This window comes from Vreelandella glaciei, from assembly GCF_013415125.1.
GTDB classification, from domain to species: domain Bacteria; phylum Pseudomonadota; class Gammaproteobacteria; order Pseudomonadales; family Halomonadaceae; genus Vreelandella; species Vreelandella glaciei.
Genome location: NZ_JACCDE010000013.1, coordinates 114,215 through 123,072 on the forward strand (window position 1 = coordinate 114,215; position 8,858 = coordinate 123,072).

Annotated in this window: 9 protein-coding genes and 1 pseudogene; 8 read left to right on the forward strand and 2 right to left on the reverse strand. The window is 55.5% G+C overall.

The annotated features are described in order from the left end of the window. Nucleotides 1–259 precede the first annotated feature (259 nt). The 8 genes and pseudogenes from HZS80_RS10615 (at nt 260) to HZS80_RS10650 (ending at nt 6,705) form a co-directional block, all read left to right on the forward strand. On the forward strand, nt 260–2,359 hold the full coding sequence (locus HZS80_RS10615) for a PqqD family peptide modification chaperone (protein WP_246361929.1): 2,100 nt from the start codon (nt 260–262) through the stop codon (nt 2,357–2,359). Between the two features lie 57 nt (nt 2,360–2,416). Beyond that, the gene (locus HZS80_RS10620; RefSeq protein WP_179916059.1) at nt 2,417–2,653 is read left to right on the forward strand and encodes a hypothetical protein; all 237 of its coding nucleotides are present in this window, start codon (nt 2,417–2,419) and stop codon (nt 2,651–2,653) included. A 77-nt stretch (nt 2,654–2,730) separates the two neighbouring features. Further along, a complete protein-coding gene (locus tag HZS80_RS10625) occupies nt 2,731–3,282 on the forward strand; it encodes a DinB family protein (RefSeq protein WP_179916060.1) in 552 nt (183 codons plus the stop codon). A 338-nt stretch (nt 3,283–3,620) separates the two neighbouring features. Beyond that, entirely contained in the window at nt 3,621–4,178 is a 558-nt protein-coding gene (locus HZS80_RS10630; protein WP_035559037.1) for a carboxymuconolactone decarboxylase family protein, read from the forward strand. Between the two features lie 107 nt (nt 4,179–4,285). After that, entirely contained in the window at nt 4,286–4,852 is a 567-nt protein-coding gene (locus HZS80_RS10635; RefSeq protein ID WP_281662315.1) for a sigma-70 family RNA polymerase sigma factor, read from the forward strand. Nucleotides 4,853–5,026: 174 nt separating this feature from the next. Further along, the gene (locus tag HZS80_RS10640) at nt 5,027–5,236 is read left to right on the forward strand and encodes a zf-HC2 domain-containing protein (RefSeq protein ID WP_281372587.1); all 210 of its coding nucleotides are present in this window, start codon (nt 5,027–5,029) and stop codon (nt 5,234–5,236) included. Continuing rightward, complete coding sequence (locus HZS80_RS10645; RefSeq protein WP_246361923.1) at nt 5,223–5,906, forward strand: DUF3047 domain-containing protein; 684 nt, start codon at nt 5,223–5,225, stop codon at nt 5,904–5,906. The genes HZS80_RS10640 and HZS80_RS10645 overlap by 14 nt, the downstream gene beginning before the upstream one ends. Nucleotides 5,907–6,109: 203 nt before the next feature. Then, nucleotides 6,110–6,705, forward strand: a pseudogene (locus tag HZS80_RS10650) (methyl-accepting chemotaxis protein). Nucleotides 6,706–6,838: 133 nt separating this feature from the next. Here the strand turns inward: HZS80_RS10650 and HZS80_RS10655 are convergent. Beyond that, entirely contained in the window at nt 6,839–7,489 is a 651-nt protein-coding gene (locus tag HZS80_RS10655) for a peroxiredoxin (protein ID WP_035559046.1), read from the reverse strand. A gap of 205 nt (nt 7,490–7,694) precedes the next feature. Further along, the gene (locus HZS80_RS10660) at nt 7,695–8,732 is read right to left on the reverse strand and encodes a CNNM domain-containing protein (RefSeq protein ID WP_179916061.1); all 1,038 of its coding nucleotides are present in this window, start codon (nt 8,730–8,732) and stop codon (nt 7,695–7,697) included. Nucleotides 8,733–8,858 lie beyond the last annotated feature (126 nt).

The following is an 8,858-nucleotide window of genomic DNA, read 5'->3' on the forward strand; positions in this document are numbered from 1 at the left end:
GAAAATGTTGTGTAAGTAATCGCCCTGATCGACCACTCACTGGTGACGACCCGACAAGGAGCCCAGGATGAGCGCGCACGCTACTCCCCCACCACGGTTTTGGCTAAGCGGCAAACGCCATGCCGAACAGGACCTTTTTTTCCGCCAGACCCTGGAAGCCAGAGGCTGGCAGCAAGGCGATAAAACGCAGTGGCAGGCGGCCTGGGTCACCGGCATGCCGCCCAGGGCAGCGTTCAAGGCGACCTCCCCCAGCCAGGTGATGAACCACATTCCCGGCAACGCTGCGCTCACGGTCAAAAGCCGCCTGCATACGGGGTTGAAGGCGCTGCGTGACCGCACCCGGCACCACTTTGGGGAGGCGCACTCCAACACGAAGCGGCTGAATTTCTTCCCGCGCGCCTATGAAATGCCCCACGACTACCCGTCGATGGTCGAAGACGCCGCCGCGCATCCCGAAAAGCGCTGGATTTTAAAGCCGACCAATGCGTCCAAGGGCCAAGGGGTTCAGGTATTGCGCGACCCGACCACCGCGCCGCTGGCCCCCAACTGGCTGGTGCAGGAGTACGTTGCCAACCCGCACACCATCCGCGGCCACAAATACGTGCTACGCCTTTATATGCTGATTGCCAGCATTGACCCGCTACGCGTGTATCTCTACGACCAGGGCTTTGCCAAGCTGGCCTCGGCGCTGTGGAGTCCGGATGACATCGACAACCCCTTTAGCCAGTTGACCAACCCTGACATCAACGCGCTCAACCTGGACGCCGAGATTCCGGTGGAGTTTATCGACCTTGACCGCTATCGCCACTGGCTTCGCGAGCAGGGCCACGACGACCAGGCGCTGTTTAGCCAGCTTCAGGATCTGGCCACGCTCACTGCACTCTCCGGCGTCGAGGCAATGCGCGCCCGCTCCCGGGAAGACGGCGCCGACCCGCGGGGCTGCTACGAGCTGATCGGCCTGGACTGCCTGGTCGACGACCAGCTCAAGCCCTGGATTCTGGAGTGCAACCTGAGCCCCTCGCTGGGCACCTGCGCCAAGCCCGAGCACGGCGGCGTGGTCGAAGAGGCCGTCAAAACCGGCCTGGTGCAGGACATGATCTCCCTGACCGGGCTTGACCAGCCGCCCCGGGAAGCGACGACCTTCGATGCCGCTGCGCAGTCGGCCGAGCGTGAACGGGCCGGTGGGTTTGTACCGCTCTACCCGACCCAGGACGGCCATCGCTACCTGCCCTTTGTCGGGCTACCCAGCCTTGCCGATTACCGTTTGGCGGCCGAGCTCGTCCCGCTGAGCCTGTCTTTCCACGGCCAGGACGTCAGCGAGCTGATCGACGGCGAGCGGCTGGCGCTTTACCACCACCCCAGCGGGCGCTACTTCCAGCTTAACGACAGCGCGGCGCTGATCTGGCTGCTGGTCAGCGAAGGCGCGCCGATCGAGACCGTGCTCGAGCAGCTCCAGGCGGCTAGCGGCGGGCAGATCGATGCCGACACCCTTGCCAGCGATCTGTGGGCGACACTCTCGCTATGGTGGCAGCACGGCCTGCTGGCGCCTGGGGATCGCGATACCTCCGCGCCCGACACGGCGTCACCCGCTCGCGAGCGTCCCGCCACCTGGCGCAGTACGTTGTTCTTTGATCAGCGCCGCTGGTCGATCAGCGCGCCCCAGGGCCCCGTGGCAGCGCGCATTGCCGATACACTGGCGCCGCTGCTGGACGCCGACGGCAACGACCAAGATGCCTCGCTGCATGTCCTGGAAAGCGCCAACGGCTATTGCCTGACCAGCGACAGCCGGGTGATTCGCTCGCGCCTGCACCTCGACGACATCGTCCCCGCCATCACCCAGCACTGCTTGTCCCACGCCACCAGTGACGGGCAGTTGGTACTCGACGTTGTCCTGCTGAGTCGGCCGGAGGGGCATGCCGTCTGCATTGTGCCCGCCCAGCAGTCTGCCCAGGCGATGGGCACGCTGAAGGCGGTGGCGGCACAGAACGGCCTTGCCCTGACGCGCGGGGCACGCCTCTCACTGGCCGCACCGGACACCCTGGAACCGCTTAATCTACCGCTTGGGGATGCCGGGTTCCTGTTTCAGGAACGCGGCCCTTGCGTTGGGCTTTTATGGCTTGATGCCGACCCGAGCGACAGCCCGGAGGCGCCGTCGTCACTCGAGTTACTCGGCGCCCTGCTTCCCGCGGCCCTGGAAACAGCAGAGCACCCACAAGGATTAAGCCCTGACGCCTTGACCGCGCTGCAACATATGACCCAGGGCGCGCATTGTGCGCGGTTGGCCAGTACGCAGATCGAGGCCGTAGGCCAGTGGCTTGACCGGACACCGCTTTTACCCTCTTCCCACGCCGCGGTATAGCGGCAGGAAGTCGCGCCATCTGGCGCATTTGCTTGTCACACCAAAAGGAGAAGCCTCATGTCTCAACACGAAGCTAAACGTCGTTTACTGAGCCGTCTAAGCCGCCAGTTCGGCTATACCGCACCGGCCCTCGCCCTGGTGGCAAGCGGTCTTGCTTTCCAAGCCCAGGCAGACGAGTCCACCACAGGATTCACCTCGATGCAGGAAGCGCCCATGATGCTGGCCGAAGGCGGTGCCGAAGGTGAGGAAGAAGAGATGGAAGGCGAAGGTGAAGGAGGTGCCGAAGCCGGTTAACACCGGCCTTGCCCGCTAAGATAACTGCTTCTGTGCCGGTGTCCGCACCGGCACGCTTCACCGGGAGGCTAACAACCATGTCGACATCATTGCTGTCGCCACTGATAGACGAAAACGTGCAGACGCTCGCGCAGCTCGTCCAACTGCTGGGCCGCGTGACTGCACAAGATTACCAGCGCCCGCTCGGCGCCAAGGGCACCCAGTCGCTGGGCAAGCACGTTCGCCATATCCTTGAGCACTACCAAACCCTGCTGGATGCCTGTGCGACGGCACCCAGTCAGGCGATCTTCGACTATGAACAACGCCCGCGGGAAGCGGCACTGGAAACCCAGCCAGGCTATGCGGGTGAGCGCGCTGCAGCACTGCAGGCGGGGCTCGAGGCATTAGCGACCATGCCACACGATGCCGCCCTGACGCTGAGCTATCCGGTTGAGGTGGGTGACGCTGACGATTCGGCGGCACTGCCCACCAGCCTGGGCCGGGAACTGGCGTTTTTAACCAGCCACAGCATTCACCATATGGCGCTGCTGGGTACGCTCTGCGAACAGTTGGGCATCGCGCTGCCCGAACACTTCGGCGTTCACCCCTCCACGCTACGCTACTGGGCGAGGCAGCGCTCCGCCTCTTGAAAACACTCGCCCCTTTTAACTGATAGACAATAAGGCTGTAAGGGTTAACCTCTTATAGTCACTTCTCCTCGGCAAGATTAAAAAAGTGCAAACTGTCGAAAGATTCCTCATGCCTAATATGCTTACTCGTGAGTTAGGCGATTTGCGTCGCGACCAAGACTTGCTTTTTAGTGCAGGGCTACCGTTATCAATCCTTCTCACGATGGTTTTACTGTTCAGACACGCTTCATTGCTTTTTTGTTTGTTCATTGTCAATTACGAACCACTTGTTCCATAATCATTTAGGAAAATTGACGACACAGCAAAAACGATCATTTTTTGATCAGAAGGAGTTTGAAATGACTGATTTTCCATTACATACCGCTGAGAGTGCCCCTAAAGAGGCTCAAGCGAACCTTCAAGCCGCTGAAAAAAAGATGGGTTTTCTGCCTAATATCTTTGCCAAAATGGCGGAAGCGCCGACGCTACTCGAAGCCTATCTAACGCTTGACGGCATTTATGCCAAAACCAGCCTAAGCCCTGTGGAACAGCAAGCGGCCTTGCTCGCCATTAGCGCTGATAACCACTGCGAATTCTGCGTGGCAGCTCATACCGGAGGAATTAAGAAAGCCGGTGCCGACGATGAAATCATCAAAGATTTACGCGCACGCAACACTCCTAACGATGCCAAGCTTGCCGCCATGACGCGCTTTGCCCGACATTTGAACGCACAGCGCGGTTGGGCTGAGAAAACCGAGCTGGACGCTTTTCTTGAGGCCGGTTTTACTCAGCAGCAGGTGCTTGAGCTGGTAATCGCCTGCGCGCTGAAAACACTTTCCAACTACACAAACCACGTTGCGGGCACACCGCTTAATGAAGAGCTTAAGCCATTAGCTTGGGAAGCTCCTGCGTCATAACGCATGTTTGCCTGTGGTTACTGTTGCGACCACAGGTCTGGTTAAGGCATGCCAAAAATGTTGAGCCCATTCGAAAACGGGATCGGTATACCCATGAGGATTCTGCCGTGACGTCCGCCAAGCAATCGACTGAAGAGCACATTGCTATGCTGCGGCCCAAGCTTGTCGCCTTCGCGCGCTTGCAGTTACGCGATAGCGCCGCCGCTGAAGATACAGTTCAGGATACGCTGGTCACCGCGTTAGAGAAGCACCAGAGCTTTTCAGGGCGCTCAGCGTTTGAAACGTGGGTCTTCGGCATTTTAAAAAATAAAATACTTGAGCGCTTTCGTCACGACCGGCGCTACCTCTCTTGGCAAGACGATGAGCTAAGTGATGAGGACTCGTTTGAAAACCTGTTTAAAGAGAACGGGCGCTGGCAAGCTGCCAGCAAACCTACCCCTTGGGGTGACCCCGACCAGGTACTCGAAAACGCAGCGTTTTGGCGCTTACTCGACACCTGTTTAATGGTGTTACCAGATAACACTGCGCAGGTTTTTACCATGCGTGAATTAATGGGACTGACCACACAAGAGATCTGTGAAGCATTAACGCTTAGCGATGCGAACTGTTGGGTGATATTACACCGTGCCCGTCTGCGGCTGCGTGCATGTATTGAAAAAGGCTGGTTAACGTAAATCGTATCGTTCACATCCATTTTTGCCAGCGATACGCTCTATTTTAAAGTTCACATTTGTAAGGAATGCCGCTTAAAGGGCACCAAACATTAGGCGATACATCGTTATGGGCATATGTACCATGGTGAAAGACCCAACGCCAACCAATACTCGTGAGAGGGTTACGCTATGATGATGTGCCGAGAAGCAACGCGTTTAATGTCGCTCAAACAAGATAGAGCACTCACCTTTCGTGAAAGCACCGCACTACGATTTCATCTCTCGATGTGCGGAGCCTGCCGTACCTGTGCCCGCCAATTTGACCTGTTACATAAAATCGGCCGCCACCATCCCGACATACCTCGTGCATCAAACGATAAAGGTGACCGTCATGGCTCGCATTAACCGTATAAATGCAGTCTTGATGATAGGAGCTGTTTTATGCACCTTACCGTTTCTTGTGGGTGCGGCAATCGCCCAGGAAGTACATTTCACCCCTAACCAGATCATGACCTGGCCCACCCGCAGTTTTGAGGGGGAAACCCGATACGCTGTCGTTGAGAAATCAGGCCGTCGGGTGCTGGAAGCCGAATCCCAAGGACAAGCGTCCGCCCGCTACCTTGAACGTGAAATTGACCTAAATGAAACGCCCTATCTGCACTGGTGCTGGCAAGTAAGTAAGACCTACCCGGGGTTGGAGGAAACCACTAAAGCTGGCGATGACTACCCCGCTCGCGTTTATGTTGCGCATAAAACGGGGCTCTTGCCTTGGCAGGTGGAGTCGGTAAATTATGTGTGGGCTTCCACCCAGCCCCAGGGTGCTACCTGGCCCAACGCCTTTACGCAACGCGCGCAGCTAATAGCTCTCCAAAGTGGGGAACAGCGTGTTGGCGATTGGGTAGCTGAGGTGCGCGATGTACGTGCCGACTTCGCAGAACTCTTTAGCAGCTCCCCTAGCTATATTAATGGCATTGCTTTAATGAGCGACGGCGATAATGCAGGGGGTAATGCAACAGCTTGGTTTACCCATTTAGGTTTTTCAAGCACAAAAGATGCCCCCACCTGCCCACAGTAAATGCATATCGGATTATCACAATCGCTGAGCTAGCCACCGCTGGTTTAATTCCCGCCAAACGCTAGACGATTAACCCTTTCTGCTAGGCACTGCAAACCACCTCACCGTTCCCCCGATGACTCGCCACACACCGAATGTTTTGTCCCGCCAATTTTTCTCAAACTAATCCCCGCTTCTTGAAGCGGCTGGCTCAGGGCGAGTACATGCAAGTCAAGTTTGAGCGCTTGGACTCTCGTGGTGCCAGCGTATGGCTAGAGGCGACTTACAACCCGATTACTGATAGCCATGGAAACGTAGTAAAAGTGGTCAAGTTTGCCACCGATACCACACGCTCCGTTGTGGCAGCTGAATCCGCCACCCGTGCCGTCACTGCAGCCCAGAGCACATCCTCTCAAACAGAGCAGATCGCCCAAAAAGGTCTTAGCCATCTGCAGCGCGTTGTACATGATTCTGAGCAAGCAGCAATAACATTAGCAGAAGCACAGCAGCTAATCGCCGCGCTTAACAATCAGGCACAGAGTATTAATAGCATTACTGAGTCGATTGCCCGTATCGCTAATCAGACCAACCTGCTATCGCTTAATGCTGCGGTGGAAGCCGCACGAGCAGGTGAACAGGGCGCGGATTTGCGGTGGTGGCTAACGAAGTGCGCCGTTTGGCCAAAGGCTCTAGTGAAGCGGTGGATGAAATTATTAAGGTGCTGAAAGAGAACAGTGCCTTGGTGGAGCGCACTACTCAAGCGATGCAGCAGGTAGTAGAGCTAGGAACATCCGGTCAGTCCAGCGTCGGGGGGAATTGAGATCATCGTAAACGAGATACTCACCGGGGCACGCAGTGTTGCCACGTCTATTGAGCAGCTAGCGCTGGAAGCTTCTTGATTCAATGCAAAAGCCAGCGCATCGGCGCTGGCTTTTGCTCTTTACACCACTCTATTAACGCAGTGGTGTCTTACGCAGGTATGGCAGCACCGTTTCGTATTCGCCATACTTCTGCTTGGCATCGGCGTCGGAAACGCTAGGCGGAATAATCACGTCCTGACCTACCATCCAGTCAGCCGGGGTGGCAACGCCGTGCTTCGTGGTGGTTTGCAGTGCATCCAGGGCACGCAGAATTTCAGCAAAATTACGTCCCACGGTCATGGGGTAGGTCATCGAAAGCTTCAACTGCTTATCTGGCCCGATAATAAATACCGAACGTACCGTGGCACTGTCTGCTGGCGTGCGGCCATCAGGTAAATAGGCATCTTCAGGCAGCATATCGAATAGCTTGGAAACAGTCAGACCATCGTCAGCGATGATAGGAAAATCAACATCGCTGCCGGATACGTTCTTAATGTCGGCGCCCCAGCGTTTATGGTCTTCCACGCCATCTACCGATACACCGATCACCTTGGTACCGCGCTTTTTCCACTCGTCGCTAAGGGTGGCAACAGCACCAAATTCCGTCGTGCAGACCGGGGTAAAGTCTTTAGGGTGTGAAAATAGGATAGCCCAGCTATCGCCAATCCATTCGTGAAATTGAATCGGCCCGTGGCTAGTCTCCGCTTTAAAATCAGGCACGACTGCATTGATACGTAATGACATTGCTTTCCTCCTTAATGGACGTTGAACGCCCTAATACCTTATTTGTCTTTCAACGCCTTCACTATAGTTCATTCAGTGCTAAGACAGCCAGTGGCAAGGCAGCGTTCACTCTGTATAGCCAAGCCCAGTATAATGGCGTAAAAAGCTAACTATAAAACATACTACGGCGCCCTGAGGCGCCGTTTTATACCGATAAGCAAAAGGATTACTCAGCCGCTTTGGTGTTTTTATCATCCCGCTTAACGCGCTTGATCCACTGCTGTTTCGCGTAATGCCGCAAATTGGCGACATTGTCGGTCTCATCGACAATATCCTGCCCCAGAATGGTTTCGATAATGTCTTCAAGCGTAATTAAGCCCACAAAGGTGTCGTGCTCATCATAAACCACCCGCATGTGAAGGTGATCTTTGAGCATTGAGGTAAACACCTGCTCTACATTATTTGAAACATCCACGCTACCAATCGGGTGCATCAGCTCACGCATCGTTTTGGCATCGTCTGCATGGTACATATCGGCTTTATGCACATAGCCAAACGCCTGCTCGCCGTTATCCATCACCGGGAAACGCGTAAACGGTGCTTTGCCATACTGCTCATCAAACGCGGAGACGGTCATATCAGGTAGCACCGTTACACACACGGTACGTGGCGTCATCGCTTTGCTTACCAGGATATCGTGCAAGTTGAGCATATTGATGATGGTGCGTGATTCATCCTCATCCAGCACGTTCTCTTCCAGGCCCACACGCGCGAGGACTTTGATTTCATCGCGCAGGTCCACATCATGCTCTGACTTGCCTAGACGGCGCGTAATCTGCTCTGACATCCAGATAAAAGGCAGCAAACCCATAATCATAGGATTTAACAGGCGTGGCAGAAACGGCGATAAACCGCGCCAGTACGTTGCGCCAATAGTCTTCGGAATAATTTCCGACAGGATCAAAATCGCCATTGTCATCACCGCCGAAACGATGGCAATAGAGGCTTCGCCAAACACGACCGCTGCCTGAGCACCCACTGCGGTTGCCCCCACGGTATGGGCAATCGTGTTGAGCGTCAAAATAGCGGCTAGAGGCCGGTCTATATTAGCCTTCAGGCGCGTAAGCGAGGCGTGCAACTTAGGTTTATCTTCTTTCTGCTTAGCAATGTAGCTGGGCGTAATTGAAAGAAGCGCCGCTTCAAGAATGGAACATAAGAACGAGAACGCGATTGAAAGGGTAGCAATCGTGATTAGGAGAAACATGAGGGCCTAGCCTGGATTTCTCATAGTACCTCAGCCAGTACCGCACTCAGGCTGTAACACCGCTAAACACCTACTGGCTCGACTTACATCGGCTACTTTTTAACCACTTTCCGTCCTTCAGACACA

Bases quoted from the DNA above. Each gene is read 5' to 3' on its own strand.
- HZS80_RS10615 (WP_246361929.1), top strand. From the start codon at position 260: ATGAACCACATTCCCGGCAACGCTGCGCTCACGGTCAAAAGCCGCCTG.
- HZS80_RS10620 (WP_179916059.1), top strand. From the start codon at position 2,417: ATGTCTCAACACGAAGCTAAACGTCGTTTACTGAGCCGTCTAAGCCGC.
- HZS80_RS10625 (WP_179916060.1), top strand. From the start codon at position 2,731: ATGTCGACATCATTGCTGTCGCCACTGATAGACGAAAACGTGCAGACG.
- HZS80_RS10630 (WP_035559037.1), top strand. From the start codon at position 3,621: ATGACTGATTTTCCATTACATACCGCTGAGAGTGCCCCTAAAGAGGCT.
- HZS80_RS10640 (WP_281372587.1), top strand. From the start codon at position 5,027: ATGTGCCGAGAAGCAACGCGTTTAATGTCGCTCAAACAAGATAGAGCA.
- HZS80_RS10645 (WP_246361923.1), top strand. From the start codon at position 5,223: ATGGCTCGCATTAACCGTATAAATGCAGTCTTGATGATAGGAGCTGTT.
- HZS80_RS10655 (WP_035559046.1), bottom strand. From the start codon at position 7,489: ATGTCATTACGTATCAATGCAGTCGTGCCTGATTTTAAAGCGGAGACT.
- HZS80_RS10660 (WP_179916061.1), bottom strand. From the start codon at position 8,732: ATGTTTCTCCTAATCACGATTGCTACCCTTTCAATCGCGTTCTCGTTC.